This window comes from Nocardioides sp. SYSU D00065 (assembly GCF_017916425.1).
GTDB lineage: Bacteria > Actinomycetota > Actinomycetes > Propionibacteriales > Nocardioidaceae > Nocardioides.
In genome coordinates, this window is the sequence record NZ_JAFMSX010000002.1 from 173622 (window position 1) to 200363 (window position 26742).

Annotated in this window: 28 protein-coding genes; 21 read left to right on the forward strand and 7 right to left on the reverse strand. The window is 73.4% G+C overall.

The window, feature by feature from the left end:
* Positions 1-23: 23 nt before the first annotated feature.
* The 5 genes from J3P41_RS08895 (at position 24) to J3P41_RS08915 (ending at position 4235) form a co-directional block, all read left to right on the forward strand.
* Complete coding sequence (locus tag J3P41_RS08895; protein ID WP_210649968.1) at positions 24-968, forward strand: Ppx/GppA phosphatase family protein; 945 nt, start codon at positions 24-26, stop codon at positions 966-968.
* A 2-nt stretch (positions 969-970) separates the two neighbouring features.
* Entirely contained in the window at positions 971-1774 is an 804-nt protein-coding gene (locus tag J3P41_RS08900; protein WP_210649969.1) for a sugar phosphate isomerase/epimerase, read from the forward strand.
* A 7-nt stretch (positions 1775-1781) separates the two neighbouring features.
* A complete protein-coding gene (locus tag J3P41_RS19270) occupies positions 1782-2375 on the forward strand; it encodes a TetR family transcriptional regulator (protein WP_210649970.1) in 594 nt (197 codons plus the stop codon).
* A 319-nt stretch (positions 2376-2694) separates the two neighbouring features.
* Positions 2695-3501 carry an ABC transporter ATP-binding protein gene (locus J3P41_RS08910; protein ID WP_307861905.1) on the forward strand — a complete coding sequence of 269 codons (807 nt, stop codon included), beginning with the start codon at positions 2695-2697 and terminating at the stop codon, positions 3499-3501.
* Positions 3498-4235 carry an ABC transporter permease gene (locus J3P41_RS08915; RefSeq protein WP_210649971.1) on the forward strand — a complete coding sequence of 246 codons (738 nt, stop codon included), beginning with the start codon at positions 3498-3500 and terminating at the stop codon, positions 4233-4235. Before J3P41_RS08910 ends, J3P41_RS08915 begins: the two co-directional genes overlap by 4 nt.
* Here the strand turns inward: J3P41_RS08915 and J3P41_RS08920 are convergent.
* From J3P41_RS08920 to J3P41_RS08930, 3 genes are read right to left on the reverse strand one after another with little or no spacing between them, the layout of a single operon-like run.
* Positions 4216-4608: a hypothetical protein gene (locus J3P41_RS08920; RefSeq protein ID WP_210649972.1), complete on the reverse strand. Its 393-nt coding sequence runs from the start codon at positions 4606-4608 to the stop codon at positions 4216-4218. The two genes, J3P41_RS08915 and J3P41_RS08920, sit on opposite strands and share 20 nt — an antisense overlap.
* A gap of 54 nt (positions 4609-4662) precedes the next feature.
* The gene (locus J3P41_RS08925) at positions 4663-5430 is read right to left on the reverse strand and encodes a hypothetical protein (protein ID WP_210649973.1); all 768 of its coding nucleotides are present in this window, start codon (positions 5428-5430) and stop codon (positions 4663-4665) included.
* On the reverse strand, positions 5427-6350 hold the full coding sequence (locus tag J3P41_RS08930; RefSeq protein WP_210649974.1) for an ATP-binding cassette domain-containing protein: 924 nt from the start codon (positions 6348-6350) through the stop codon (positions 5427-5429). Before J3P41_RS08930 ends, J3P41_RS08925 begins: the two co-directional genes overlap by 4 nt.
* A gap of 91 nt (positions 6351-6441) precedes the next feature.
* Between J3P41_RS08930 and J3P41_RS08935 the strand changes: the two genes are divergently transcribed.
* The 7 genes from J3P41_RS08935 to J3P41_RS08965 all read left to right on the forward strand — a co-directional run bounded on the left by J3P41_RS08935 (position 6442) and on the right by J3P41_RS08965 (position 12064).
* A complete protein-coding gene (locus tag J3P41_RS08935) occupies positions 6442-7371 on the forward strand; it encodes a proline dehydrogenase family protein (protein ID WP_210650811.1) in 930 nt (309 codons plus the stop codon).
* Positions 7372-7380: 9 nt separating this feature from the next.
* On the forward strand, positions 7381-8223 hold the full coding sequence (proC, locus tag J3P41_RS08940; protein WP_246861919.1) for a pyrroline-5-carboxylate reductase: 843 nt from the start codon (positions 7381-7383) through the stop codon (positions 8221-8223).
* Between the two features lie 28 nt (positions 8224-8251).
* The gene (locus J3P41_RS08945; protein ID WP_210649975.1) at positions 8252-9433 is read left to right on the forward strand and encodes an acetoin utilization protein AcuC; all 1182 of its coding nucleotides are present in this window, start codon (positions 8252-8254) and stop codon (positions 9431-9433) included.
* Positions 9434-9603: 170 nt separating this feature from the next.
* Positions 9604-9810, forward strand: coding sequence for a helix-turn-helix domain-containing protein (locus J3P41_RS08950; RefSeq protein WP_129454864.1), 207 nt, complete (start codon positions 9604-9606; stop codon positions 9808-9810).
* 107 nt (positions 9811-9917) lie between these two features.
* Entirely contained in the window at positions 9918-10019 is a 102-nt protein-coding gene (locus tag J3P41_RS08955; protein ID WP_008356322.1) for a 30S ribosomal protein bS22, read from the forward strand.
* A gap of 13 nt (positions 10020-10032) precedes the next feature.
* A complete protein-coding gene (locus tag J3P41_RS08960; RefSeq protein ID WP_210649976.1) occupies positions 10033-11010 on the forward strand; it encodes an NAD-dependent epimerase/dehydratase family protein in 978 nt (325 codons plus the stop codon).
* A complete protein-coding gene (locus J3P41_RS08965) occupies positions 11003-12064 on the forward strand; it encodes a lysophospholipid acyltransferase family protein (RefSeq protein WP_307861906.1) in 1062 nt (353 codons plus the stop codon). Before J3P41_RS08960 ends, J3P41_RS08965 begins: the two co-directional genes overlap by 8 nt.
* A gap of 13 nt (positions 12065-12077) precedes the next feature.
* Here the strand turns inward: J3P41_RS08965 and J3P41_RS08970 are convergent, their stop codons facing one another.
* From J3P41_RS08970 to J3P41_RS08980, 3 genes are all read right to left on the reverse strand, one after another.
* A complete protein-coding gene (locus J3P41_RS08970) occupies positions 12078-13370 on the reverse strand; it encodes a DUF5667 domain-containing protein (protein ID WP_210649977.1) in 1293 nt (430 codons plus the stop codon).
* 79 nt (positions 13371-13449) lie between these two features.
* On the reverse strand, positions 13450-14244 hold the full coding sequence (locus tag J3P41_RS08975) for a sigma-70 family RNA polymerase sigma factor (protein ID WP_210649978.1): 795 nt from the start codon (positions 14242-14244) through the stop codon (positions 13450-13452).
* Positions 14245-14331: 87 nt separating this feature from the next.
* Entirely contained in the window at positions 14332-15225 is an 894-nt protein-coding gene (locus J3P41_RS08980; protein ID WP_307861907.1) for an HAD-IB family hydrolase, read from the reverse strand.
* A 31-nt stretch (positions 15226-15256) separates the two neighbouring features.
* On the opposite strand from J3P41_RS08980, the gene J3P41_RS08985 reads away from it, so the two are divergent.
* The 8 genes from J3P41_RS08985 (at position 15257) to hemB (ending at position 23948) form a co-directional block, all read left to right on the forward strand.
* Positions 15257-16807: a class I adenylate-forming enzyme family protein gene (locus tag J3P41_RS08985; RefSeq protein WP_210649980.1), complete on the forward strand. Its 1551-nt coding sequence runs from the start codon at positions 15257-15259 to the stop codon at positions 16805-16807.
* On the forward strand, positions 16804-17043 hold the full coding sequence (locus J3P41_RS08990) for a glutaredoxin family protein (protein ID WP_210649981.1): 240 nt from the start codon (positions 16804-16806) through the stop codon (positions 17041-17043). Before J3P41_RS08985 ends, J3P41_RS08990 begins: the two co-directional genes overlap by 4 nt.
* Before the next feature lie 54 nt (positions 17044-17097).
* Entirely contained in the window at positions 17098-18066 is a 969-nt protein-coding gene (locus J3P41_RS08995; RefSeq protein WP_307861908.1) for an MsnO8 family LLM class oxidoreductase, read from the forward strand.
* Positions 18067-18346: 280 nt separating this feature from the next.
* The gene (locus J3P41_RS09000) at positions 18347-19021 is read left to right on the forward strand and encodes a redox-sensing transcriptional repressor Rex (protein WP_210649983.1); all 675 of its coding nucleotides are present in this window, start codon (positions 18347-18349) and stop codon (positions 19019-19021) included.
* On the forward strand, positions 19018-20304 hold the full coding sequence (locus J3P41_RS09005; protein ID WP_210649984.1) for a glutamyl-tRNA reductase: 1287 nt from the start codon (positions 19018-19020) through the stop codon (positions 20302-20304). The genes J3P41_RS09000 and J3P41_RS09005 overlap by 4 nt, the downstream gene beginning before the upstream one ends.
* The gene (gene hemC, locus J3P41_RS09010; RefSeq protein WP_307861909.1) at positions 20301-21251 is read left to right on the forward strand and encodes a hydroxymethylbilane synthase; all 951 of its coding nucleotides are present in this window, start codon (positions 20301-20303) and stop codon (positions 21249-21251) included. The genes J3P41_RS09005 and hemC overlap by 4 nt, the downstream gene beginning before the upstream one ends.
* Positions 21248-22909: a uroporphyrinogen-III synthase gene (locus tag J3P41_RS09015; RefSeq protein WP_210649985.1), complete on the forward strand. Its 1662-nt coding sequence runs from the start codon at positions 21248-21250 to the stop codon at positions 22907-22909. The genes hemC and J3P41_RS09015 overlap by 4 nt, the downstream gene beginning before the upstream one ends.
* A 55-nt stretch (positions 22910-22964) precedes the next feature.
* Positions 22965-23948: a porphobilinogen synthase gene (gene hemB / locus J3P41_RS09020; RefSeq protein ID WP_210650815.1), complete on the forward strand. Its 984-nt coding sequence runs from the start codon at positions 22965-22967 to the stop codon at positions 23946-23948.
* Positions 23949-23975: 27 nt separating this feature from the next.
* Here hemB and J3P41_RS09025 read toward each other — a convergent pair whose 3' ends face one another.
* Positions 23976-25220 carry a lytic transglycosylase domain-containing protein gene (locus J3P41_RS09025; RefSeq protein WP_210649986.1) on the reverse strand — a complete coding sequence of 415 codons (1245 nt, stop codon included), beginning with the start codon at positions 25218-25220 and terminating at the stop codon, positions 23976-23978.
* Positions 25221-25401: 181 nt separating this feature from the next.
* Between J3P41_RS09025 and hemL the strand changes: the two genes are divergently transcribed.
* Positions 25402-26742, forward strand: a complete 1341-nt coding sequence (hemL, locus tag J3P41_RS09030; protein ID WP_210649987.1) for a glutamate-1-semialdehyde 2,1-aminomutase — start codon at positions 25402-25404, stop codon at positions 26740-26742.

A 26742-nucleotide genomic window follows, 5' to 3' on the forward strand; every position in this document is an offset into this window, starting at 1 on the left:
GGAAGCCTAGTAGCGTGGCGGGCATGCGCCTGGGCGTCCTCGACATCGGCTCCAACACCGGCCACCTGCTGGTGGTCGACGCCCACGGTGGCGCGGCCCCGCTGCCCGCCTCCTCGCACAAGCAGCCGCTGCGGCTGGCCGAGCACCTCGACGCCGACGGGGCGGTCACGGCGAAGGGCATCGACGCCCTGACCGAGTTCTGTGCCTCCGCGACGGCGATCGCCGAGGACAAGGGCTGCGAGGAGATGCTGGGGTTCGCCACCTCGGCGGTGCGTGACGCGGTCAACTCCGACGAGGTGCTGGCTCACGTCGAGGACCGCACCGGCGTACGGCTCGAGGTGCTCTCCGGGGAGGACGAGGCGCGGCTGACGTTCCTGGCCGTACGCCGGTGGTTCGGCTGGTCGGCCGGCCGGCTGGCGGTCTTCGACATCGGCGGCGGCTCGCTCGAGATCGCCGGCGGGACCGACGAGGCGCCCGACGTCGCGTGGTCCCTGCCCCTGGGAGCCGCCCGGGTCGCGCGGTCGTGGTTCCAGGGCGGTCCGCCGTCGGAGGCGGAGTTCCGCGACCTGCGCCGGCAGATCCGCGCCGACATCGCCCGCGACGCCGGCCACCTGCTGCGCCCGGGCGTACCGGACCGCGCGGCCGCGACCTCCAAGACGTTCCGCTCGCTGGCCCGCATCTGCGGCGCCGCGCCCAGCGCCGACGGGCCGCTCGTGCCCCGCGTGCTGGAGCTGGCCACCCTCTCCGGCTGGATCCCCAAGCTGATGGAGCTGGCCCCCGACGAGCTCGCCGCGCTGCCCGGCGTCTCCCCGAGCCGTACGCACCAGATCGTGCCCGGCGCGCTGGTCGCCGAGGCGTGCATGGACATCTTCGACCTCCCCGAGCTCGAGATCTGCCCCTGGGCGCTGCGCGAGGGCGTCATCCTGCAGCGGCTCGACCAGATCTCCGTCGTCGCGAGGCACCACTGAGCATGGCTTCCCCTCCCGCTCCGCAGATCGGCCTGTCCACCGCGTCGGTCTACCCCGAGTCGACCGCGCACGCCTTCGGCTGGGCGGCGTCGCTCGGCTACGACGCCGTCGAGGTGATGGTGGGCATCGACGCGCTGAGCCAGCAGGTCGACACCGTCAAGAAGCTGAGCGAGCACCACGAGGTGCCGATCTGTGCGGTGCACGCGCCGTGCCTGCTGTTCACCCAGCGCGTCTGGGGGACCGACCCGTGGGTCAAGCTGGAGAAGTCGGCGGAGATGGCGCACGCCGTGGGCGCCGACGTGGTCGTCGTGCACCCGCCGTTCCGCTGGCAGAAGGACTACGCCGCTGGCTTCGTGGAGGGCATCGCGTCGTTGGAGGCCAGGACCGGCATCGCCTTCGCGGTCGAGAACATGTACCCCTGGCGCGCGTCGTCGCGCCGCGGGATGGAGATGTACCTTCCCGGCTGGGATCCCAGCGACGAGGCGTACGCCAACACCACGATCGACCTGTCGCACGCCGCCATCGCCCGCAGTGACGTGATCGAGATGGCCAAGCGGATGGGCGACCGGCTGCGCCACGTGCACCTCACCGACGGCAGCGGCTCAGCCAAGGACGAGCACCTCGTGCCCGGTCGCGGCATCATGCGCGCCCGCGAGCTCCTCGAGCACCTCGCGGGCACCGGCTTCGGCGGTCACGTCGTCCTCGAGATCAACACGCGCCGTGCCGCCGACCGCGCCGAGCGCGAGGCGGACCTGGCGGAGTCGCTGGCGTTCGCGCGCGCCCACCTCGCGGTGCCGACGCCGTGAACCGCCCGTGACGGCGCGTACGTCCCGCGGCCGGCGCCCGGGGGCGCCGGACACCCGCGCCGAGGTGCTCGCCGCCGCCCGGGCGTCGTTCGCCGAGAAGGGCTTCCGCGGCACGACCATCCGCGCGGTCGCCGCGGCCGCAGGCGTCGACCCGGCCCTGGTGCACCACTACTTCGGCTCCAAGGACGACCTGTTCGTGGCCGCCCTCGAGATCCCCGTCGACCCGCGCGCGGTGCTGGCGCCCGTGGTCGCGGCGGGTCCCGACGGCGCGGGCGAGCGGCTCCTGCGCGCGTTCCTCGGCGTGTGGGACGACCCCGCGGTCCAGCCGGGTCTGCTCGCGATGGTGCGGTCGCTGCTCGTCGACGACGCGGGCGGGCGGCTGCGCGAGGCTTTCGTCCCCGTCGTGGTCGGGCCGGTGCTCGCCGGGCTCGTCGCCGACCGCGCCGACGTACGCATCCCGCTCGTCGCCAGCCAGGTCCTCGGGCTCATCGTCGCCCGCTACGTCGTGGCGCTCCCGCCGATGGCCCAGATGCCGGCCGACGACGTGGTCGCCCGGATCGGGCCGGTGCTGCAGCACTACCTCACCGGCGACCTGGCCTGACCGTCGTACGCGGACTCGCTCGGGCTGGCGCTGACTCGGGCGCTCGGGGGGGTCCGGCGTCGGGCCCTCGCTGTGGCGGTGTGTGAGCCACATCCCGGCGGCCGACGAGGTGGCTGACGCACCGCTTCTATGGCGGCCGAGACTGCCGGCGGTGAGTGAGCCACATCCCGGCGGCCGACGAGGTGGCTGACGCACCGCTCGTGCGGCAGCCGCTCGTACGGCCGGCGCTCGTGCGGCCGGCGGTGAGTGAGCCACATCCCGGCGGTCGACGAGGTGGCTGGCGCACCGCTCGTACGGCAGCCGCGACGACCGGCGGTGAGTGAGCCACATCCCAGCGGCCGACGAGGTGGCTGACGCACCGCTCGAGGGGTTGACCGCGCAGGCACGTGCGCGCACAATTCAACACATGATGAAAAACGTCGTGGAAGTGCGGGACCTCGTCGTCGTACGAGGCGGGCGGGAGGTGCTGCCCGGCGTCTCGCTGGACGTGTCGTCCGGCGTCACCGGGCTGCTCGGGCCCAGCGGCTGCGGGAAGAGCACGCTCATGCGCAGCCTCGTCGGCGCGCAGCGGGTGCGGTCGGGCACGGTCGAGGTGCTGGGCCTGCCGGCCGGCAGCGCGCCGCTGCGCACCCGGGTCGGCTACGTCACGCAGGCCGCGAGCGTGTACGACGACCTGACCGTGAACGAGAACCTCGGGTTCTTCGCACGGGTTCTGGGCGCCGACCGGTCGGCGGTCGACCGCGCCGTCGACGCCGTCGCACTGGGTGAGCACCGCCACCAGGTGGTGGGCCGGCTCTCCGGCGGCCAGCGCAACCGGGTCGGCCTGGCTGTGGCACTGCTCGGCGAGCCCGACCTGCTGGTGCTCGACGAGCCGACGGTCGGGCTGGACCCGGTGCTGCGCCGCGACCTCTGGGAGCTGTTCCACGGCATCGCCGAGGCCGGCGCGGCGGTGCTGGTCTCGAGCCACGTGATGGACGAGGCCGAGCGCTGCCACCGCCTGCTGCTGATGCGCGAGGGCCGGATCATCGCCGACGGCCCGCCGGAGGAGATCCGCTCGCGAACCGGTGCCGCCGACGTCGAGGAAGCGTTCCTGCGCCTGGTCGAGGGTCGCGAGGACGCGGCATGAGCCCCCGGGTCACGCTCGCCGTCGCCGCTCGCGTGCTCACCCAGGTGCGACGCGACCACCGCACGCTGGCGATGCTGCTCGTCGTCCCGTGCCTGCTCATCAGCCTGCTCTGGTGGATGTTCGAGGAGCTGCCAGGCGACCCGTTCGACCGCTTCGGGCCCGGCCTGCTGGCGATGTTCCCGTTCATCGTCATGTTCTTGGTGACCAGCGTGACGACCCTGCGCGAGCGGTCGTCGGGCACGCTCGAGCGGCTCCTCACCATGCCGCTCGGCAGGCTCGACTTCCTGCTCGGCTACGCCCTCGCGTTCGGCCTGGTCGCGACGGTCCAGTCGGCGCTGGCGGTCGCACTCGGGGTGGGGGTCCTCGGCCTCGACGTCGAGGGGTCGGTGTGGCTGCTGGGCGTGGTCGCGGTCGCGGACGCCGTCCTGGGCACCGCCCTCGGTCTCCTGGTCAGCGCGTTCGCGACCACCGAGTTCCAGGCGGTGCAGTTCATGCCGGCGCTCGTGCTGCCGCAGGTCCTGCTGTGCGGTCTGTTCGTGCCGCGCGAGTCGATGCCCGGGCTGCTGGAGGCGGTCAGCGACGTGCTGCCGCTGTCGTACGCCGTCGACGCCATGCAGGAGCTCGGCGCCGGGGCCGACGCGGTGGAGGTCTGGCGCTCCGTCGCGGTCGTGGCCTGCTTCACGCTGGCCGCGCTCGGCCTGGGCGCCGCCACGCTCAGGCGCCGGACGCCCTGACCCGGGCGAACAGCCAGGCGGCGACCGCGAACAGCCCGGCGTACATCGCGGTCAGCATCACCACGTCGGCGATCGAGGCGTCGAGGTCGTCGGCGACCACGGTCCCGACCGACCACGCGCCGGCGGCCAACGTGCTCAGGGCCGCGAGGCCGAGGGCCAGGGCCATGCCGGCGGGCCGGAACCGGGTCACCACGGCGACGAGGAGCGCGAGCGCCGGCGCTGCGAGGTACACCAGGTCGCGGTCGCCGTCGCCCACGATGCCCAGGGCTCCGATGCCGAGCAGCAGGAAGCACGCGGTGCCGAGCGACACGGCGAGCGCGAGCCCGTAGCGGGCGCGGGGGGTGGCGAGGGCTCTGTCGAGGGCTGTGGTCACGATGTCCTCCAGGTCTGGACGGGGTGTGGATGGGTCAGGGTGAGGTGCGGGGCTTCAGCGGTCCGCGTCGGTGGCGAGCAGCCGCCAGCCGCCCGCGGCGAGGGCGGCCAGTCCCCAGGCCGCGAGGGTGAGGCGGGCCGAGGTCGTCGTCATGTCGTCGCTCGGCCCCTCGCCGAAGATGAGGAACAGGGCACCGGAGCCGGGCAGGTGCGTGGCCAGCTGCAGGGTCCAGTCGTACGGCAGCTGCGCCAGGAGCAGCGGACCGACCAGCATCAGAGCCAGGGCGAGGACCAGCGAGGCGGCGGTGCTGCGCGTGGCCAGTCCGATGCCGACCCCCAGCAGCGCGCCCGAGCCGAGGATGAAGCCGAGGTCGCCGGCCATCTCCGCCCCGGCGCCGAACGGGAGGCCGAGGTGCGGCACGAACGTCCAGATGAGCGTCGCCGCGCCCAGCACCAGCACCAGCCCGAGGAGGGTCGTCGTCGCGACGACGACGACGGTGCGCGCGGTGAGCAGGATCCCGCGCCGCGGCGTCCACTGCAGGGTGGGCACGATGCCGCCCGTCGCGTGGTCGGCGGTGGCGATGACGACGGACATGGCGACGATGCCGAAGAGGGCGAACATGCCGGTGAACCGGGCGCCGTCCCAGGCGGTGGAGCCGGGCGTGACACCGGACGGGTCGCCGGCGGCCTCACTGCCGATGACGACGCCGAAGCCGAGCACGACCGCGGTCAGCGCGAGCGCGAAGGCCCAGCTCGACCTGACCGACCAGATGCGCGACCACTCGGCGCGCCCGGCGCGCGCCAGCGCGAGGACGGGGCTCATCGCGCTGCTCCCTCCGTGGCGACGGCAGCGTCGGCGGCGGACGCGGGGCCGGTGAGGGAGAGGTAGGCGTGCTCGAGGGACTGCTCGACCTCGGCCAGGTGGTGGATGCGTACGCCGATCCCGTGGGCGAGGTCGCCGATCTCGCGCGCCGCCACCCCGGCGACCTCGATCTCGTGGTCACCGGTCCGCTCGGCGACGGCGTGCGCCGGCAGGCTCCGCAGCAGCTCGTCGGGCGACGGGGTCCGGACCCGGACCCGGGGGCCGCCCGCGCCGGTGAGGAGGGCGGAGGTCTCGGTGTCGGCCACCAGGCGCCCGCCGCCGATGACCACGACCCGGTCCGCGACGAGCTGCACCTCGCTCATGAGGTGGCTGGAGACGAGCACCGTGCGGCCCTCGTCGGCGAAGCCGCGCAGCAGGGATCGGATCCAGCGCACACCGTCGAGGTCCAGCCCGTTGACCGGCTCGTCGAAGAGCAGCACCCCCGGGTCGCCGAGCAGGGCGCCGGCGATCCCGAGCCGCTGCCGCATGCCGAGGGAGTAGCCCTTGATCCGGCGACGGGACGCGGCCGCGAGGCCCACCTCCTCCAGCACCTCGTCGACCCGCGCGAGCGGGATCCCGTGGGTGCGGGCGGCGACGCGCAGGTGCGCCCGTCCGGTGCGGCCCGGGTGCATGGCCGCGGCGTCGAGGAGGGCCCCGACCTCGCGCAGCGGCGCCGCGAGCGCGGCGTACGGCTTGCCGGCGATCGTGGCCGTGCCGGACGTGGGACGGTCCAGGCCGAGCATCATCCGCATGGTGGTGGACTTGCCGGCGCCGTTGGGGCCGAGGAAGCCGGTGACGGTGCCGGGCACGACGTCGAAGGTGAGGTCGTCGACGGCGCGGATGCTGCCGTAGAGCTTGGTGAGACCGCGAGCAGTGATCATGCCTACGACGCTAGGGAGATGACCGCCCGGAAGGGGTGGAGGACCTGTGAAGGTTCGGTGGAGGTCGCCGCGTAGCCTTCTGGCCATGTCGTTGCTCCGCCAGCCGATCCTGCTCCTCGCCCGCAGCCAGGGGGTCAAGCGGCTCGTCTCGACGATGCCGGTGTCCAGCGGGATCGTCACCAGCTACGTGCCCGGGGAGACCACCGCGGACGCCGTCGACGCGACCGCCGCACTGGTCGCCGACGGCCTGCGGGTGACGCTGGACCACCTCGGTGAGGACACCACGGACGCGGCCCGCGCCGATGCCACCGTCGCGGCCTACAAGGAGCTCCTGGCCGACCTGAGCTCCCGCGGCCTGGCCGCCCACGCGGAGGTGTCGGTCAAGCTGAGCGCCATCGGCCAGATGCTGCCCGGCGACGGCCGCACGGTGGCGCTTGAGAACGCGCGCGAGATCTGCCACGCCGCCCGCAACGCCGGCACCACGGTGACCCTCGACATGGAGGACCACACCACCACGGACTCCACGCTGGCCATCCTGCGCGAGCTGCGCAAGGACTTCCCCGAGACCGGCGCGGTGCTCCAGGCGATGCTGCGCCGCACCGAGGCCGACTGCCGCGAGCTGGCCTACGAGGGCTCGCGCGTCCGGCTGTGCAAGGGCGCCTACATGGAGCCGGACACCGTCGCCTTCCAGGACCGGATCGACATCGACAAGTCCTACGTCCGCTGCCTCAAGGTGCTGCTGGGCGGGCAGGGCTACCCGATGATCGCCACCCACGACCCCCGGATGGTCACCATCGCCGCCTCGCTCGCCAGCCGCTTCGGCCGTCAGCCGGGGACCTACGAGTTCCAGATGCTCTACGGCATCCGGCCCGAGGAGCAGAAGCGCCTCGCCGCCGCCGGCGAGACGGTCCGCGTGTACATCCCCTACGGCACCGAGTGGTACGGCTACCTGATGCGCCGCCTCGCCGAGAAGCCGCAGAACCTCGGCTTCTTCGCGCGTTCGCTCGTGTCCAAGAAGTAGGTTGACGCCATGAGCACCCCGACGGTCGGACACGAGCAGCCGGCGGAGGCGATGAGCACGGCCATCATCGGCGCCGGGGTCATGGGGGAGACCCTCCTCTCCGGACTGGTGCGTGCCGGACGTCGGGTGGATCGGCTGATGGTCGGCGAGAAGCGCGCCGAGCGGGCCCGCGAGCTCGAGGAGCGCTACGGCGTAGCGGTCGTGTCCAACCGCGAGGCGGCCGCCAAGGCCGACACGGTGGCGCTCGTGGTCAAGCCCCAGGACATGGGCGACGTGCTCGCGGAGATCGCGCCCGACCTTCGCTCGGGGCAGCTCCTCGTCTCGCTCGCTGCAGGCATCACCACCGGCTACATCGAGTCGCGCGTGCCCGCGGGCGTCGCGGTCGTCCGCGTCATGCCCAACACGCCGGCCCTCGTCGACGAGGGGATGGCCGCCATCTCGCCAGGCTCGCACTGCGACGAGGCACACCTGGCCGAGGTCGAGTCGCTGATGGCCTCCACCGGCCGGGTGCTGCGCATCCCGGAGAAGCAGATGGACGCGGTCACCGCCATCTCCGGGTCCGGACCGGCCTACATCTTCTTCGTCGTCGAGTCGATGATCGAGGCCGGCGTCCACCTCGGCCTGCCGCGCGCCACGGCCACCGACCTGGTGGTGCAGACCCTCGTCGGCTCCGCCGCGATGCTGCGCGAGACCGGCACGCACCCGGTGGTGCTGCGCGAGCAGGTGACCTCGCCCAGCGGGACGACCGCCTCGGCCCTGCGCGAGCTGGAGGTGCACCGCGTCCGCGCGGCCTTCCTGGCCGCGATGGAGGCCGCGCGCAACCGGTCCCGCGAGCTGGCCGAGGGCAGCTGAGCGGACCGGGACGGGTAACGTCCGCGACATGGAGTGCGCGGGTCCCACGTCGGTCGTGTTCGATCCGACGCTGACGCAGTACGACTTCGGGCCCACGCACCCGATGTCGCCGATCCGGGTCGACCTGACGATGCGGCTCGCCGAGGAGCTCGGGATCCTCGACCAGGTCAAGCGGGTCGATGCGCCGATCGCCACCGAGGAGCAGATCGCGACCGTCCACGAGCCGGGCCTGATCGCGGCCGTCATCGAGGCCGGCTCGACGCCCGGCTTCGAGGACGTCGCGCGCGGGCTGGGGACCGAGGACGACCCCGTCTTCAAGGACATGCACGTGGCCAGCGCCCACGTGGTGGGCGCCAGCCTGGAGGCCTTCCGGCAGGTGTGGAGCGGGGAGTCCCTGCACTCGGTCAACATCGCCGGTGGCCTCCACCATGCGATGCCCGAGCGTGCCAGCGGCTTCTGCATCTACAACGACGTCGCCGTCGGCATCAAGCAGCTGCTGGCCGACGGCGCGCAGCGGGTGGCGTACGTCGACATCGACGTCCACCACGGCGACGGGGTCGAGAAGGTCTTCTGGGACGACCCGCGGGTCCTGACGATCTCCTTGCACGAGACCGGCCAGGTGCTCTTCCCTGGGACCGGCTTCCCGGGCGACACCGGGGGTGCGGGCGCCGAGGGCGCGGCGGTCAACGTCGCCCTGCCCCCGGGGACGTCCGACGCCGGGTGGCTGCGCGCCTTCCACGCGGTCGTGCCGCCCCTGCTGCGCGCGTTCGACCCCGAGGTGCTCGTCACCCAGCACGGCTGCGACTCCCACATGGACGACCCGCTGGCTCACATGATGCTCAGCGTCGACGGACAGCGCGCGGCGTACCTCGCCCTGCACGAGCTCGCGCACGAGGTCGCCGGCGGCCGCTGGGTGGTCACCGGGGGCGGGGGCTACTCGGTCGTCGACGTCGTCCCCCGGGCGTGGTCGCACCTGCTGGCGATCGCTGCCGGCCGGCCGCTCGACCCCGCCGTCGAGACGCCCCCGCGCTGGCGCGCCCACGTCGAGGAGGTGCTGGGTGCGACCGCCCCGCACCGGATGACCGACGGGCGCACCCCGGCCTACCGCGACTGGTCCTCCGGCTACGACCCCGATGCCGGGCTGGACCGAGCCATCAACGCCACCCGGACCGCCGTCTTCCCGCTGCACGGCCTCGACCCGCTGCCCTGATCGACGTGCCCGCGGTGGAGAAGCAACCCGACACGCCGCCGTCCCACAAGTTTCTCTGGCATTCCTCTTCCCCACCCGTCACGCGAGCCCTATTCTCACCGAGAGCGGCACGCCTGTGACGCCGGCGCGGATGCCGGCGCCGTCGCCGCGCAGAAGGATCGGTGCACACCATGGCTGAGAACACCCCTGGCGACATGTCCGAGGCGCAGTTCCTGACCATTGCCGAGGTCGCGGCGAAGATGCGCGTCTCGAAGATGACGGTCTACCGGCTCGTGCACGGCGGCGAGCTGCCCGCCGTACGCGTCGGCCGCTCCTTCCGGGTCACCGAGGACGACGTCAACGAGTACCTGCGCAAGAGCTTCTACAACGCGGGCTGAGCCCCCGGATCCGCGGGTCCGACGCGATTCCTCGCTCTCCGCACCCGGCAAGTAGGGTGTGCGGGTCCGGCCGACGAGCGTCGGCCGAAAGGAAGGGTCTGATCCACGTGGGTTCTGTCATCAAGAAGCGGCGCAAGCGCATGGCCAAGAAGAAGCACCGCAAGCTGCTGAAGAAGACGCGCGTCCAGCGCCGCAAGCTCGGGAAGTAGCACCCCCTCGACCATGGGACGGGTCGTGCTGGTCACCGGGGTCTCCCGGGACACAGGGCGACGATTCGCGCGCGCCGCGGCCGCCGACCCGTCCGTCGAGCGAGTCATCGGGGTGGACGTCGTCCCGCCGAGGGGCGACCTCGGTGAGGTGTCGTTCGTCCGCGCCGACATCCGCAACCCGGTCATCGCCAAGGTCCTGGCCAAGGAGGACGTCGACACCGTCGTCCACATGAGCGTGATCGCCACGCCCGGCTCGGCCGGCGGTCGCGGCATGATGAAGGAGCTCAACGTCATCGGCTCCATGCAGCTGCTCGCTGCGTGCCAGAAGTCGGCGACGATCGAGCGCCTGGTCGTGAAGTCGACGACCACCGTCTACGGCTCCAGCCCGCGCGACCCCGCGATGTTCACCGAGGACATGGGTCCCAAGCGCCTGCCCTCGTCGGGCTACGCCAAGGACGTCTACGAGATCGAGGGCTACGTGCGTGGCTTCGCACGCCGACGCTCCGACGTCGCCGTGACGATGATCCGCGCCGCCAACGTCATCGGCCCCCACGTCTCGAGCCCGCTGACCAACTACTTCCGGCTCCCGGTGATCCCGCGGGTGCTCGGCTACGACCCCCGCCTGCAGTTCCTGCACGTCGACGACCTGCTCCGGGTGCTGCACCACGCGGTCGTCACGGGCACGCCGGGCACCTTCAACGTGGCCGGTGACGGGCTGCTGACCCTGAGCCAGGCCGTACGCCGCCTCGGCCGGCCGTCGGTCGCGATGCCCCGCTTCGCGGTCGGCCGGCTCGGCGCCACCATGCGCCAGGCCCGCCTCTCGGACTTCTCGCCCGAGCAGCTGGGGTTCTTGACCTACGGTCGAGGGGTGGACACCACCCGCATGCGCACCGAGCTCGGCTTCGAGCCGACGTACTCCACCGCGGAGGCGTTCGCCGACTTCTGCCGCGAGGTGACCGGCGCACCGCTCGACGGAGCCGGTCGTGGCTGAGGAGGCCAGCGAGGACGCGGTGGTCATCCCGATCGCCAGCGGCGCCCGCTCCGGACGCGGGTCCCGCGGCGCCCGGCACACCACCGACCCCAAGAGCGAGCGCGAGACCGAGCCCGAGGCCACCGCCGAGCCTCCCACCGCCGCTGAGCCTCCCACCGCCGGGATCCCCGCCGCCGAGTGGCTCACTGCCGTCCAGGACGCCGCCGGCGAGGTCTTCGGCGACGACTGGGAGCGACGCCTGGCCGAGCTGCTGGCGTTCCTGCGACGCCGGCTCGAGGGCGACTACGAGATCGACGACTACGGCTTCGACCGCGAGTTGACCGAGCGCTTCTTCATGGCGGCGCTGCGCCCGATCGCGGAGAAGTGGTTCCGCCTCGAGGTGCGCGGGCTTGAGAACATCCCGGCCGAGGGCGGGGCGCTGGTGGTCTCCAACCACTCCGGCACCGTGCCGGTCGACGGCCTGATGACGATGCTGGCCGTCCACGACCACACCGGTCGCTTCCTGCGCCCGCTCGGCGCCGACCTGGTGTTCAAGCTGCCGGTCGTCAGCTCGCTGGCGCGCAAGAGCGGCGCCACGCTGGCCTGCACCGAGGACGCGGAGCGCATGCTCTCGGGCGGTGACCTCGTCGGCGTGTGGCCCGAGGGCTTCAAGGGCATCGGCAAGCCGTTCAGCGAGCGCTACAAGCTGCAGCGCTTCGGCCGCGGCGGCTTCGTGTCGGCGGCCCTGCGCACCGGCGTACCGATCATCCCGCTCTCGGTGGTCGGCGCCGAGGAGATCTACCCGCTCGTGGGCAACGTGCCGTCGCTGGCGCGGCTGCTCGGGGTCCCCTACATCCCCATCACGCCGTTCTTCCCGTGGCTCGGCCCGCTCGGCCTGGTGCCGCTGCCGTCGAAGTGGATCCTCGAGTTCGGCGAGCCGATCCGCACCGACGCCTACGCGGCCGCCGAGGCCGACGACCCGATGCTCGTCTTCAACGTCACCGACCAGGTGCGCGAGACCATCCAGCACACGCTGTTCGACCTGCTGCGCGACCGCGGCGGGGTCTTCGGCTAGCCGCCCGGCCGGCTCAGCGGTCGCGGCCCGGCAGCAGGCCGCCGGTCACGTTGCCGAGCGTGCCGCCGGTGAGCCCGTCGACGGTGCCGGTCACCTCGCCGATCAGGCCGCTGGTGGCGTCGTCCAGTCCGCTGGTCAGGCCACCCAGGGCCCCGCCGGTGAGGCCGTCCACGCCGTCGACCAGGTTGCTCGTGGTGTCGGTGAGCCCGTCGGTGAGGTCCCCGGTGAGGTCGGTGACGTCCTCGAGGGGCGTGACCGGGGTCGTGGGCGGCGACGTCGGGTTCGGCTTCGTCGGAGTGATCGGGCTGGGGGTGGTCGGCGACAGCGGCGTCGTCGGGTCTTGCGGCGGAGCCAGCGGCGTGCTCGGCCTCGCCGGCAGCACCTCCGGGGCCTGCAGCTCCTCGGGAACGGTGATGCCCTCGAGGTCCTGTGCCGAGACCGGAGCGGTCTCGAGGGTCAGCTCGTCGGGGTCGAGGCCGGCGAGCAGGTCGGGCGGGGAGCTGGTGAGCAGGAACTCGGGCGTGCTGGTGATGCCGCCGGTGCATGCCGCGCAGGCGGTGCTGACCTCGATGTCGAGGTCCGAGAGCGTCTGGCCCGCCGCCAGCAGCTCGTCGCGGGCGCTGGTCGGCAGCTCGGGCTCGAGCGCCTCGAGGCGCTCGAGGCTGGTGGCGGTGAACAGCCGCGCAGCCGCGACATCGGTCTCGGCGCCGCCGGCGTCGTAGGCGACGAGCAGGCTGCGCACGCCGTCGCCCGACTGCTCGGTGAAGGTGTCGAGGGTCTGCGGGATGAGCTGCTCGGTGCCGCCGTCGCCGCCGGCCAGCTCCTCGAGCTCGGCCAGGCGGGTCTCGGCCTGGGCCAGGAGCGTACGGCCGCGAGCGGCCTCGTCGTCGGCCAGCCGCACCTGCGCGGACTCGATGCCCCGCTTGACGCCGTACAGCGACTCGCCCGGCAGTGCCGACTGCGCGGCCACGGCCATGGTGGCAGCGGCGCCGACGAGGGCGGCGCCGCCCAGCACGGCGGCCAGGCGACGGTCGGGCGTGCGCGTCGACGCCGGCATCGCGAGGCGCGCGGGGGTGGCGGGCTGGGGGACCAGCGCGGTGTCGGCCTCGGCCATCAGGCGCTCGCGCAGGGAGCTCACGAACTCCGGCCGCGGCGAGAGCTCCGGCAGCGACCGCAGGTCGGCGACGACGTCGAGGAGCGCGGCGAACTGCGCCGAGTCACGCTCGGACAGCGGCGTGCCCGGACGCCGGGAGAGAAGCGCCTCGAACTCGTCGGCACGGCGTCGCGCCGAGAACGGGGGTGTCATGGAACGGGTCCTGTCTCACTGCGGGTGGGTCCTCCCACACAGGCGAACGACGGACCCGACGAGCGGGTTACGGGTCGGCTCATGCGTCCCTCAACCCCTCCGGCAGCAGCTTGGCGAGGTTGCGTACCCCGCGCAGCTGGAGCTGCTTCACGGCGCCGTCCGAGCGCCGCAGTGCGAGCGCCGTCTCGGCGATCGACAGACCCTGGAGGAACCGCATGATGAGGCACTCGCGCTGCTCGGCGGGCAGCCGGGTCAGCGCCTCGAGCAGCGCCTCGTTGGTGAGGCCGGCCAGCACGACGTCCTCCGGACCCTCGGTGGTGTCGTCGTGCGGCGTCATGTCCTCGGTGGTCATCTCCAGACGGGTCCGACCCGCCTTGAAGTGGTCGGTGGTGAGGTTGCGCGCGATCGTCATCAGCCAGGCGCCGAAGTCCTTGCCCTGCCACCGGAAGTTGTTCATGCTGCGCAGCGCCCGGAAGAACGTCTCCGAGGTGAGGTCCTCTGCGAGTGCCTGCGAGCGGGTGCGGTAGTAGAGGAAGCGGTAGACCGAGGCCTGGTAGTGGTCGTAGAGGAGGCCGAAGGCCTCCTTGTCGCCGGTGCGGGCGAGCTCGACCAGGGCGATCAGCCGTCCGCGCTCGCCCTCGTCGAGCTCGGACGACGTCGCCCGGTCCTCGTCCCCGACCGGGCTGGATCCGGACGCCCCGGTGGGGCCGTGGCCGCCCGACAGCGACGGGGAGCCGGACACGGTGGCCTCGGCGAGGAGGAGGTGGCCGGCGAGCCGGCCGGCCGGCCGCGGCGCGAGAGCGGCCCACACGGCGCGCCGCAGCGCCGCCATGCCTTCGGCGAAGGCAGGCTCGTGGTCTCGCGGTGCCCGCATGCTGTGCTCCCCTCCCGGTCCCTCCCGGTAGCAGCCGTGCTCACGATAAGTGGCGCCGGTCGTCCTGTGAACCGGACGTCACTCGTCTCACCCCTCGGAGGGGGGCTGCCGTCCCCGCAGGCTGGCGCCGGCGGCCACCGCGCCCGTCGCAGCACCGGCGACGGCGGCCGCGACCAGCCCGGCGCGGGCGGCCCGGCGTCCGGTGCGGTAGTCACGGACCCGCCACCCGTGGGCGCGCGCATGGGCGCGCAGCCGCGAGTCGGGGTTGATCGCGCACGGGTCGCCCACCAGGGAGAGCATCGGGAGGTCGTTGACCGAGTCGGAGTACGCCGAGCACCGGGCGAGGTCGAGGCCCTCGCGGGCGGCCAGCGCCTTGATCGCCTCGGCCTTGGCGACGCCGTGCAGGAGGTCGCCGACCAGCCGGCCGGTGTAGACGCCGTCGACGTGCTCGGCGACGGTGCCCATCGCCCCGGTGAGCCCGAGGCGGCGCGCGATGATGCCGGCGATCTCGATCGGGGCGGCCGTCACCAGCCACACGCGCTGGCCCTCGTCGAGGTGGAGCTGGGCCAGGGCGCGGGTGCCCGGCCAGATGCGGTGCGCCATCGCCTCGTCGAAGATCGCCTCGCCGAGCTCCTCGAGCTCGGCGGTGGTGTGCCCGGCGATGAAGGACAGCGCCGCCTGCCGCGCCTCGGCCACGTGCTCGGGGTCCTCGACGCCGACGACGCGGAAGTACGCCTGCTTCCAGGCGGCCGAGGCGATCTCGCGCGTGGTGAAGAACTTGCGGCGGTGCAGGCCGCGGGCCAGGTGGAAGATGCTCGCGCCCTGCATCACCGTGTTGTCCACGTCGAAGAACGCAGCGGCGCTCAGGTCGCTGGGCGTGACGAGGGCGTGCTCGACCTCGGCGGACGCCGCCGCTGCCTCGCCGGCGAGCACCGAACGCTGCTGCAGGTCGAGTCTGCGGGGTCGGTCCGTCGGCGCCACCGGCTCAGCGTAGCTGTGGAAGGATCGCTGCATGCCGCGCAACGACGTCTCCGCGTTCGTTGCCGAGGCCGCCCTCGACGTGCCCGAGCGCCAGGCACTGGTGGAGAGCGGTGGCCGCTCCCTGACCTGGGCCCGGCTGGAGGACGAGGTGGCCCGCATCGCGACCGGCCTGGGCGCGCGCGGGGTGCGTGCCGGACAGCGCGTGATGATCGTCGCCGGCAACCGGATCGAGTTCGTGACCGCCTACCTCGGCGTGCTGCGGGCACAGGTGGTGGCGGTGCCGGTCAACCCGCGCTCGGCTCCCGGCGAGGTCGCCCGGATGCTCCTCGACTCCGGCGCCCGGCTGGTGGTGGTCGACGAGACCGCCGTCGACGGCGTACGCGCCGCGCTCGCCGAGCTGGGTGACGCACCTGCGCCCACCGTCGTGGTGACCGGGACGGAGCCCGCCGCGGGCGAGATCGCGTTCGACGACCTCCGCGCGGACGTCGTACGTCCCGTGCCGCCGCTGCCGGACCCGGAGAAGCTCGCCGCCCTGCTCTACACCAGCGGCACCTCGGGCCGACCTCGCGCCGCGATGCTCAGCCACCGCGCGCTGCTGGCCAACATCGAGCAGGTCGCCGCGGTCGAGCCGCCGATGATGCACGGCGACGACGTGGTCCTCGGCGTCCTCCCCCTCTTCCACGTCTACGGCCTCAACGCCGTGCTCGGCGGCGTGCTGCGGCACCGCTCGCGACTGCTGCTGGTCGAGCACTACGAGCCGCAGGCGGTGCTCGACCTCATCGACGACGAGGCCTGCAGCGTCGTGCCGATCGCCCCGCCGGTCTTCGCGCACTGGCTGCCCGACGAGCACCTGCGCGAGCGCCTCGGTCCCGTTCGGCTCGTGCTGTCGGGCTCCGCGCCGCTCGAGCCCGAGGTGATCGAGCAGTTCACCGCGGTCACCGGCATCCCGGTGCACCAGGGCTACGGGCTGACCGAGGCAGCGCCGGTGGTGACCAGCACGCTGTGCAGCCGGGAGCCGCAGCCGGGATCGGTGGGCGCCGCCCTGCCCGGCATCGAGCTGCGGCTCGTCGACGAGACGTGGGGCCCGGTCGAGGGCGAGGACCCGGGCCAGATCCAGGTCCGGGGAGACAACCTGTTCAGCGGCTACTGGCCCGACGCCTCCGACGGGCCCGGAGCCGACGGCTGGTACGGCACCGGGGACGTCGGGTTCCTCGACGCGAGCGGCGACCTGTACCTGCTCGACCGGGTCAAGGAGCTGGTCATCGTCAGCGGCTTCAACGTCTACCCCACCGAGGTCGAGGAGGTGCTCCGCGGGGTCGACGGCGTCGCGGACGCCGCCGTGATCGGGGTCCCGGACGAGGAGACCGGCGAGGCGGTGGTGGCCTACGTGGTGGCGCGCGAGGACGACGCCGCGGCCGTCGCGGACGCCGTACGCGACCACGCGGCGCGGCGGCTGGCCCGGTTCAAGCAGCCGACCCGCGTCGAGGTCGTCGACTCCCTGCCGGTCACCGTCACCGGCAAGGTCCAGAAGGGGCGCTTGCGCGGGATCGAGCGCCGCCGGCACCTGGGGTTGCTCGAGTGAGCGCCCGGGTCACGCTCTACACCCGCCCGGGGTGCCACCTGTGCGACGACGCCCGCACGGTCGTCGCCCGCGTCTGCGAGGACCTCGGCGAGTCCTTCACCGAGGTCGACATCACCACCGACGACGACCTCGAGGACCGGTTCCGCGAGGAGATCCCCGTGACCTTCGTCGACGGTCGCCAGCACGGCTTCTGGCGGGTGGACGAGGCGCGGCTGCGGGCGGCGCTGGGGTCGTGAGGCCGTCGTCGTCCTGACGGGATGCCGATCGGGCCGTCGCGCGTTGGAGGAGGAGTGAAGCTCTCCCTCCTCGACCGCTCCAGGACCCGGCGTCAGGCATCCGATGCGGAGGCCCTCGCCGCGACGCTCGAGCGGGCGGCGGCGGCTGAGCGTCTCGGCTACGAGCGCTTCTGGGTCGCCGAGCACCACGCGGTGGCGGGGATCGCGTCGGGCTCGCCGGCCGTCCTGCTGGCGGCGATCGGCGCCCGCACGACGCGGATCCGCATCGGGTCCGGCGGCGTCATGCTCCCGCTGCACCAGCCGCTGGTGGTCGCCGAGCAGTTCCTCGTGCTCGACGCGCTCCACCCGGGACGGGTCGATCTCGGGCTGGGCCGGTCGCTCGGCTTCACCGCGCCGGTGCGTCGCGCGCTGCGACGCGACCACGAGGACGGCGACACCTTCGAGGACGACCTGACCGAGCTCCGCGCGTACCTCGAGCGCACCGCCGAGGTGACAGCGCGTCCCGCGACGGGTCGGGCGGTGCCCATGCACCTGTTGGCCACCGGGCGCGGGCTCGAGGTCGCCGCCCGCCTGGGCCTGCCCGTGGTCGTCGGTGGACCGATCCTCGACTCCGACGAGCTTCCAGCGGCGCTGGCGACGTACCGTCGCGACTTCCGCCCGCACCGCGGCAGCTCCCCGCGGGTGACGGTCTCCCTGGACGTGCTCGTCGCGACCGACGACACCACTGCTCGCGAGCTCGCGCTGCCCGAGGCGTGGGCGATGGCGGTGTCGCGCCAGACCGGCGAGTTCCCGCCGCTGGAGAGCGTCGCGGCCATCCGGGGCACGGCGTGGTCGAACCAGGTGCGCCGCCGCGTCGAGGCCTCGCTGGACCGGGCGGTCGCGGGCAGTCCCGCGACGGTGCGCCGTCGTCTCGACGCCCTGGCGGAGCGGACCGGTGCCGACGAGCTGCTCGCGAGCTCCTCCACCCACGACCGCGTCGCGTTGCTCGAGTCCGACCGGCTGCTGCGGGAGGTCCTGGCCTGAGGCGGGCGGCGTCGCCAGCGACATGCGGACGTCATACGGACGGGGCACCCGCCGACCCCGTCCGTATGACGTCCGGGGGCGGGGTCCCAAGCGGGCCAGGGCGCGAGGACGACGCCCGGCTTTACGCCTTCAGACACCGCGAACGCAAGTCGGGCGACCCCCGCCTGAGGTGGGTCTTCTCACATGTGCTAGCCGGTGCCGTTCCCGTTTTGTTCTCCCCTTCACAAACTCCTACAGTGGCGGGGTCACGCGAGGTTCGCGGGACTGGAAAGAAGCAGCTGTGACCGCACGGACCGCCGACTCTGCCCGGGACATCCCCGAGGCGACCGTCGCCAGGCTTCCCGTGTACCTGCGTGCCCTGACCGGCTTGGCCGAGGGCGGCACCACCACCTGCTCCAGTGAGGAGCTGGCCGCCGCCGCCGGCGTCAACAGCGCCAAGCTGCGCAAGGACCTCTCTTACCTCGGCAGCTACGGCACCCGCGGCGTGGGCTACGACGTGGAGTACCTCCGCTACCAGATCGCCCGCGAGATCGGCGTGACCCAGGACCTGCGGGTGGTCATCGTCGGCATCGGCAACCTCGGTCACGCGCTCGCCAACTACTCCGGCTTCCGCAGCCGCGGCTTCCGGGTCGTGGCGCTGCTCGACGCCGACCCGCAGCGCCACGGCGAGGCCGTCGCCGGGCTCGAGGTCCGCTCGTTCGAGGAGCTCGAGGTCATCGTCACCGAGCACGACGTCTCCATCGGCGTGATCGCCACCCCCGCGGTGGCCGCCCAGGCGGTCGCGGACCGGATGGTGGAGGCCGGCATCACGAGCATCCTCAACTTCGCCCCCACGGTGCTGTCGGTGCCGGACGGCGTCGACGTACGGAAGGTGGACCTCTCCATCGAGCTGCAGATCCTCGCCTACCACGAGCAGCGCAAGTCGGTCGCTCCGGCGACGGAGGTCGTGTCGTGAGCGTCCTGGTCGTGGGCATCTCCCACAAGTCCGCACCCGTCGAGCTCCTCGAGAAGCTCGCGCTCGACGCCGACGGCACGGCGAAGCTCGTCGCCGACGTGCTGGGCGGTGAGCACGTCTCCGAGGCCACCGCGATCGTCACCTGCAACCGCCTCGAGGTGTACGCCGAGGTCGACCGGTTCCACGGCAGCGTGGAGGACGTCTCCGGGCTCCTCGTGGCGCGCGCCGAGCAGTCCACCGAGGCGCTGCTCCCGCACCTCTACGTCCACTACGACGAGGGCGCCGTCTCCCACCTGTTCCAGGTGGCCGCGGGCCTCGACTCGATGGTCGTCGGCGAGGGGCAGATCCTGGGCCAGACCCGCGAGGCGCTGCGCATCGGGCAGGAGCACGGCACCGTCGGGCCGGCCCTCAACGCGCTGTTCCAGCAGGCCCTGCGGGTCGGCAAGCGCGCTCACGCCGAGACCGACATCGACCGCGCGGCCCCCTCGCTCGTCAGTGCCGCCCTCGAGCGCAGCAGCGTCCCGGTCGCGGGCGCCCGCGCCGTCGTCATCGGCGCCGGCGCGATGGCCTCCCTCGCCGTCGCCCACCTCTCGCGCAGCGGTGCCGCGAGCATCGTCGTGCTCAACCGCACCGCGGCGCGGGCCGAGCGGCTCGCCGCCGAGTACGACGCCCGCTCGCTGCCGTTGACCGCGCTCGCCGACGAGCTGCCCTCGGCCGACCTGGTCCTGTCCTGCACCGGCGCGCGCGAGCCGCAGGTGCGCCTGGCCGACGTCGTCACCGCCCGCGGCAGCAGCGACCGTCCGCTGACGGTCATCGACCTCGCCCTGCCCCACGACGTCGACCCGTCCGTGGCCGACCTGCCCGGTGTCGAGCTGGTGAACCTCGCCGGGCTCTCCCAGGAGCTGCGCGGCCTCGAGGCGACCGCCGGCGTCGACGACGTACGCACGATCGTCGGGCAGGAGATCGCCGCCTTCCTCGCCGTGCGCCGGCAGGCGAGCGTCACCCCGACCGTCGTGGCGCTGCGCTCGATGGCCACCTCCGTGGTGGACGCCGAGATGGAGCGGCTCGCGGCGCGCCTCCCGCAGCTCGACGACGCCACCCGGGCCGAGGTGCTCCACACCGTGCGCCGGGTCGCCGACAAGCTGCTCCACGAGCCCACCGTGCGGGTCAAGGAGCTGGCCGACGCGGAGCCCGCCGCCTCCTACACCGCCGCGCTGGCCGAGCTGTTCCGGCTCGACCCCGACGCGGTCGGCGCGATCTCCCGGGCGGAGGGACAGCAGTGAGCACCACAGCACCGCTGCGCCTCGGCACCCGCGCGTCGGCCCTGGCCACCACCCAGTCCGGCCTCGTCGCCGACATGGTGCGCGAGCGGCTGGGACGCGAGGTCGAGCTGGTGGAGGTGTCGACCGAGGGCGACCGCAACGCGGCCCCGCTCGCCTCGATGGGCGGCACCGGCGTGTTCGTCAGCGCCCTGCGCGACGCGCTCCTCGCCGGTCGCGTCGACCTGGCCGTCCACTCGCTCAAGGACCTGCCCACCACGCCCGCCGACGGCATCGCGCTGGCTGCGATCCCGCCGCGCGAGGACCCGCGCGACGTCGTGGTCGCCCGCGACGGCCTGACCCTGGGCGAGCTGCCCGTCGGCAGCCGTCTCGGCACCGGGTCGCCCCGTCGGGTGAGCCAGCTCGCCGCGCTCGGCCTGGGCCTGGAGCTGCAGGACATCCGCGGCAACGTCGACACCCGCATCCGCAAGGTGCGCGACGGCGAGGTCGACGCGGTCGTCCTCGCTCGTGCGGGTCTCGCGCGGCTGGGCCGGCTCGACGAGGTCACCGAGGTGCTCGACCCCCTCCAGATGCTCCCCGCGCCCGGCCAGGGCGCGCTCGCGATCGAGTGCCGCTCCGACGACACCGACCTGGTCGCCGCGCTGGCCCGCCTCGACGACCCGGCGACCCGCGCCGCGGTGACCGCCGAGCGGGCGGTCCTGTCTACGCTCGAGGCCGGCTGCGCAGCGCCGCTGGGCGCGCTCGCGGAGGTCGTCGAGGGCGAGGACGGCGAGGAGCTGTGGCTGCGCGCCGTGGCCCTGTCGGAGGACGGCGGACTGTCCGTGCGGATGAGCGCGAGCGGCGCCGTCGACGACGCAGCGCAGCTCGGGACCCGCCTCGCGAGCGACATGCTCGACGAGGGAGCAGCAGACCTGATGGAAGCACCACCAGTGAGGAAGCAGCAGGCATGACGCGAGTACAGACCCCGCAGGCCAGCACCCCCAGCACCCCCGCGACCCCGGTCCAGGGCTGGGTGTCCTTCGTCGGCAGCGGACCCGGTGACCCCGGGCTGCTGACGGTGCGTGCGGTGGAGCTCCTGCAGGCCGCCGAGGTCGTCGTGACCGAGGCGCCCGAGCACGTCGACCTGGTCCGCTCCGTCCTCGGCCTCGCCGAGGGCCCCGACGGATCCTGGGACGGCCCGGAGATCGTCGACGGCGGCTTCGGTGAGGACGGCCAGCCGATGACGCACGCGGCGCGCGCCAAGGTCGTCGTACGCCACGGCAAGAAGCAGCGGGTGGTGCGCCTGATGACCGGCGACCCGTTCCTCTACGCGTCGGGCCCCGAGGAGGCGCAGGCGTGCGTCAAGGCCGGCGTCGGCTTCGAGGTCGTGCCCGGCGTCTCGTCCGTGAGCGCGGTCCCCGCCTACGCCGGCATCCCGCTGACCACCAAGCGCCACCGCGAGATGGCCGTCGTCACGTGCGGAGAGAAGATCGACTGGAGCGCCTACGCCGACGACCGCACGCTGGTCCTCCTCTCCGGCGTCGGCACCATCGGCGAGACCGCGGCCGCGCTCATCGAGGCCGGTCGCTCGCCCGAGACGCCGGTCGCGATGACGCAGGTCGGCACGACGACCGAGCAGCAGACGCTGATCTCCACGCTCGCGAACGTCGCCGCCGACGCCCGCGCCGCCCGGGTCGCCCCGCCGGCGATCACGGTCATCGGCGAGGTCGTCGACCTGCGCCAGACGCTGTCGTGGTTCGAGACCAAGCCGCTGTTCGGCTGGCGTGCCCTGGTGCCGCGCACCAAGGAGCAGGCCGGCTCCCTGTCGCGCCGCCTGCGCGAGTACGGCGCGGTGCCCGAGGAGGTGCCGACCATCTCGGTGGAGCCGCCGCGCAACCCGCTGCAGATGGACAAGGCCGTCCGGGGCCTGGTCGAGGGCCGCTACGAGTGGATCGCCTTCACCTCGGTCAACGCGGTCAGGGCCGTGCGGGAGAAGTTCGAGGAGTACGGCCTGGACGCGCGGGCGTTCTCCGGCCTCAAGATCGCCGCGGTGGGCGACAAGACCGCAGCGGCCATCGCCGACTGGGGCCTGCGCGCCGACCTGGTGCCCGCGGGTGAGCAGTCCGCCGCCGGGCTGCTCGAGGAGTGGCCGCCCTACGACGAGGTGCTCGACCCGATCAACCGGGTCTTCCTGCCCCGCGCCGACATCGCGACGGAGAACCTCGTCGCCGGCCTGGTCGACCTGGGCTGGGAGTGCGACGACGTCACCGCCTACCGCACGGTGCGCGCCACGCCGCCGCCCGCTCCGGTGCGCGACGCGATCAAGACCGGCAAGTTCGACGCCGTCGTCTTCACCTCGTCCTCGACCGTGCGCAACCTGGTCGGCATCGCCGGCAAGCCGCACCCCTCGACGGTCATCGCGGTGATCGGGCCGCAGACCGCCAAGACCGCCGAGGAGCACGGCCTGCGGGTCGACGTGCTCGCCCCCACGCCCGACGTGGAGGTCCTGGTCGACGCCCTCGCCGACTTCGGCGCGACCCGGCGCCTGGCGATGCTGGAGGCGGGGGAGCCCGTCACCCGGCCCAGCGAGCGCACCGCGTCGGGGCGCCGCAAGGCACGCGTCAAGTAGGCACCGGGCCGCAGGGCCCACACCCCGAGGAGAGGATCGACGCGTGACCGAGGAGATGCCGCTCGAGACCCCGCTCATCCGGCCCCGCCGGCTGCGGCGTACGCCGGCGCTGCGCCGGATGGTGGCGGAGACCCACGTGGTGCCCAGCTCGCTGGTGCTGCCCGTCTTCGTCCGCGAAGGCCTGTCCGAGCCGCGGCCGATCAGCTCGATGCCCGGCGTCGTGCAGCACTCGCGCGACTCGCTCAAGCGCGCTGCGGCCGAGGCCGCCGAGCTGGGCCTCGGCGGCGTGATGCTCTTCGGCATCCCCGAGCACAAGGACGCGACCGGCTCGGGTGCGATCGACCCCGGCGGCGTCCTCAACCTCGCGATCACCGACGTGGTCGCCGAGGTCGGCGACCAGCTCACCGTGATGTCGGACCTGTGCCTCGACGAGTTCACCGACCACGGGCACTGCGGCCTGCTCACGCCGGACGGCGAGGTCGACAACGACCGGACGCTGGCGGCGTACGCCGAGATGGCGCTCGCCCACGCCGCAGCGGGCGTCGACATGGTCGGGCCCAGCGGCATGATGGACGGCCAGGTCGCGGTGGTGCGCCAGGCGCTCGACTCCGTCGGGCACCACCAGGTCTCTGTGCTCGCCTACTCCGCGAAGTACGCCTCCGCGTTCTTCGGCCCCTTCCGCGAGGCCGTCGACTCCTCGCTGGTCGGCGACCGGCGCACCTACCAGCAGGACCCGGCCAACGCGGTCGAGGGGGTGCGCGAGGCGCTCCTCGACGTCGAGCAGGGCGCGGACATCGTGATGGTGAAGCCGGCCCTGGCCTACCTCGACGTCGTGCGCCGCGTGCGCGACGCGGTCGACGTACCCGTCGCCGCCTACAACATCTCCGGCGAGTACGCCATGGTCGAGGCCGCGGCCGCCAACGGCTGGATCGACCGGGAGTCCGCGATCTTGGAGACCCTCACCTCGATCCGCCGCGCCGGCGCGGACATCGTGCTGACGTACTGGGCCTCCGAGGCCGCTCGCCTGCTCGGTCGCTAGCGCGCCGGCGCGGCGCGCTGGCCGGACTCAGGGGTGCAGCAGGTCGTTGACGCAGGCCGTCAGCGCCGCGCTCTGGCTCTGCGAGAGTGCGGCGAGGCCCAGTACGCCGCTCACGAGACCGTTGAGGCCGAGATCGCTCAGGCACTGGGCCTGGGCCTGCAGTGGGGAGAGCAGGGTGGGCACGACGGTCGGCAGCGGGAGCGTCGGCACCGTGGTGGGCAGCTGAGTCGGCGCCTGCGTGGGCGTCTGCGTGGGCGTCTGCGTCGGAGCCTGCGTGGAAGTCGGCGACTGCGTGGGCGTGGGTGTCTGGGTGGAGGTCGGCGTGGGCGTGCGGGTCGGCTTGGGCGTCGGCTTCGAGGTCGGCGACTGGTCCCCCTTGTCGCCGTCTCCCTTGTCGCCGCCGCGGTCGCCGTCGCTCGTGCCCTTGCCGCCACCCTGCTTGCCCGGGCCGTCGGTGGCAGCGGAGGTCGTGGGGTCGGGGAGGATCACGCCGGTGGTCAGGGTCGAGGTCGGGACGGCGCTGAAGTCGCCGTCCAGGTAGGCCTGCATGATCTCCAGCACCAGGTCGACGTAGTCGTTGGAGTGGTTGTAGCGGTAGACCGAGGCGCGCTGGCCCTGCTCGGTCGACAGGTCCTCGTCGCCGGAGCAGAGGTAGACGGCCGTCGCGAGCGCGGCGTCGTCGATGTCCTGGGGGTTGCGCGTGCCGTCGCTGTCGCCGTCGACCCCGACCACGGACCAGGTCGAGGGGATGAACTGCATCGGCCCGACCGCGCGGTCGTGCCGGGTGTCGTTGTCGTACTGCCCGCCGTCGGTGTCGGCGATGTCCTGGGTGTTGTTGCGGCCGTTGAGGGCGATGCCGTAGATCCCGGGCCGGGCCACCCCCCGGTCGTCGAGCCTGTTGCCGCCGAAGCGACCGTGGTCGGACTCCACCCGGCCGATCGCGGCGATCAGCTCCCAGGAGACGTTGCAGCCGCGGTCGGCGCGGTTGATCACCGCCTCGGCGCGCTGGTAGGCGGCCAGCGCGGCCTGGGGGATGTCGCCGGCCGACCCGGGGGTGAGTGCCGCGGCGCGGGTGACGGCGTCGCCCACGCTGGCGGGGGCCTCGATGGCCGCGGCGGGCAGGACGGTGCCGTCGGGGAGCGTCCGGGGGCCGTCGGGGTCAGCGCTTGCGGAGCCGACGCCGACACCGGCCAGGCTCGCGGTCCAGGCAGCGGAGAGCACGGCCAGCGGGATGATCGCGGTGGCTCGGTGGAGCCGGCCGAAGCTCGACATGTCTCGCATCTCCCCCTGGTCGCTGTGGTGCCATGATGCCCGCTCCGGGCCCACCCTGCACCGCTCAACGAGGTGTTCCGGGGCCACGTTACGGGCGCCTGGGCTGTGTGCCAAGGCACATGGGCGCCGTCCCCGTACCCACCGGCTGGGGATCCTTGCCCGGTTGCTGGACAATGAACAGGTGACCCCCGCGACGACCACCGCGACGACCACCGGCAGCACCGCTGCCAGCGAAGCGCTCTTCGCGCGCGCCCGGGCGGTGACCCCGGGGGGCGTGAACTCGCCCGTGCGTGCCTTCAACGCGGTCGGTGGCACGCCGCGCTTCATCACCTCCGCCTCCGGGGCGTGGCTCACCGACGCCGACGGCAACGACTACGTCGACCTCATCTGCTCGTGGGGGCCGATGCTGCTGGGCCACGCACACCCCGAGGTGCAGGCCGCGGTCGCCAGCGCGGTCGCCCGCGGCACGTCGTACGGCACCCCCACCGAGCCGGAGGTGGAGCTGGCCGAGGAGATCGTGGCGCGCACCCCCGTGGACCGCGTCCGTTTCGTGTCCTCGGGCACCGAGGCGACGATGTCGGCCATCCGGCTCGCGCGCGGTGCCACCGGTCGCGACCTCGTCGTGAAGTTCGCCGGCTGCTACCACGGCCACGTCGACCCGCTCCTGGCCGAGGCCGGCTCGGGCGTCGCGACGCTGGCGGTCCCGGGCACCAGCGGCGTGCCCGCGACGTCCGCCGCCGAGACCCTGGTCCTGCCCTACAACGACCGGGAGGCCGTGCTGGCCGCCTTCGCGGCCCACGGGCCGCGGATCGCTTGCCTGATCACGGAGGCCTCGCCGGGCAACATGGGCGTCGTCCCGCCGGCGCCCGGCTTCAACGCCTTCCTGGCGCAGACCTGTCGCGACCACGGTGCGCTGTTCATCAGCGACGAGGTGATGACCGGGTTCCGTGCCACCGCGCAGGGCGGCTGGGGCCTCGACGGCGCGGTCGAGGGATGGACGCCGGACCTGATGACCTTCGGCAAGGTGATGGGCGGCGGCTTCCCCGCGGCGGCCTTCGGCGGACGGGCCGACCTGATGTCGCACCTCGCGCCCGAGGGGCCGGTCTACCAGGCAGGCACCCTGTCCGGTAACCCCGTCGCCACGACCGCCGGGCTCGCCACGCTGCGGCTGGCGACACCGGAGGTGTACGCCCACCTGGACGCCACCGCGCTGACCATCCGCACGGCCGTCGCCGAGGCGCTCGAGGCGGCCGGCGTGCCGCACACCGTCCAAGTGGCGGGCACGATGTTCTCGGTGTTCTTCAGCGAGGGGGCGGTGCGCGACTTCGCCGAGGCGAGCAGGCAGGACACCGCCGCCTACGCGGCGTTCTTCCACTCGATGCTCGACCAGGGGGTCTACCTGCCGCCCTCGGCCTACGAGGCGTGGTTCGTCTCCGCGGCCCACGACGACCGAGCGGTCTCCACCGTCCTCGACGCGCTGCCGGCGGCCGCCGCCGCAGCCGCCACCGCGGGAGGCCACTGA

Coding starts and splice junctions, on each gene's coding strand:
- J3P41_RS08895 (WP_210649968.1), top strand. CDS start 24: ATGCGCCTGGGCGTCCTCGACATCGGCTCCAACACCGGCCACCTGCTG.
- J3P41_RS08900 (WP_210649969.1), top strand. CDS start 971: ATGGCTTCCCCTCCCGCTCCGCAGATCGGCCTGTCCACCGCGTCGGTC.
- J3P41_RS08915 (WP_210649971.1), top strand. CDS start 3,498: ATGAGCCCCCGGGTCACGCTCGCCGTCGCCGCTCGCGTGCTCACCCAG.
- J3P41_RS08925 (WP_210649973.1), bottom strand. CDS start 5,430: ATGAGCCCCGTCCTCGCGCTGGCGCGCGCCGGGCGCGCCGAGTGGTCG.
- J3P41_RS08930 (WP_210649974.1), bottom strand. CDS start 6,350: ATGATCACTGCTCGCGGTCTCACCAAGCTCTACGGCAGCATCCGCGCC.
- proC (WP_246861919.1), top strand. CDS start 7,381: ATGAGCACCCCGACGGTCGGACACGAGCAGCCGGCGGAGGCGATGAGC.
- J3P41_RS08945 (WP_210649975.1), top strand. CDS start 8,252: ATGGAGTGCGCGGGTCCCACGTCGGTCGTGTTCGATCCGACGCTGACG.
- J3P41_RS08950 (WP_129454864.1), top strand. CDS start 9,604: ATGGCTGAGAACACCCCTGGCGACATGTCCGAGGCGCAGTTCCTGACC.
- J3P41_RS08960 (WP_210649976.1), top strand. CDS start 10,033: ATGGGACGGGTCGTGCTGGTCACCGGGGTCTCCCGGGACACAGGGCGA.
- J3P41_RS08970 (WP_210649977.1), bottom strand. CDS start 13,370: ATGACACCCCCGTTCTCGGCGCGACGCCGTGCCGACGAGTTCGAGGCG.
- J3P41_RS08975 (WP_210649978.1), bottom strand. CDS start 14,244: ATGCGGGCACCGCGAGACCACGAGCCTGCCTTCGCCGAAGGCATGGCG.
- J3P41_RS08985 (WP_210649980.1), top strand. CDS start 15,257: ATGCCGCGCAACGACGTCTCCGCGTTCGTTGCCGAGGCCGCCCTCGAC.
- J3P41_RS09015 (WP_210649985.1), top strand. CDS start 21,248: ATGACGCGAGTACAGACCCCGCAGGCCAGCACCCCCAGCACCCCCGCG.
- hemB (WP_210650815.1), top strand. CDS start 22,965: ATGCCGCTCGAGACCCCGCTCATCCGGCCCCGCCGGCTGCGGCGTACG.
- J3P41_RS09025 (WP_210649986.1), bottom strand. CDS start 25,220: ATGTCGAGCTTCGGCCGGCTCCACCGAGCCACCGCGATCATCCCGCTG.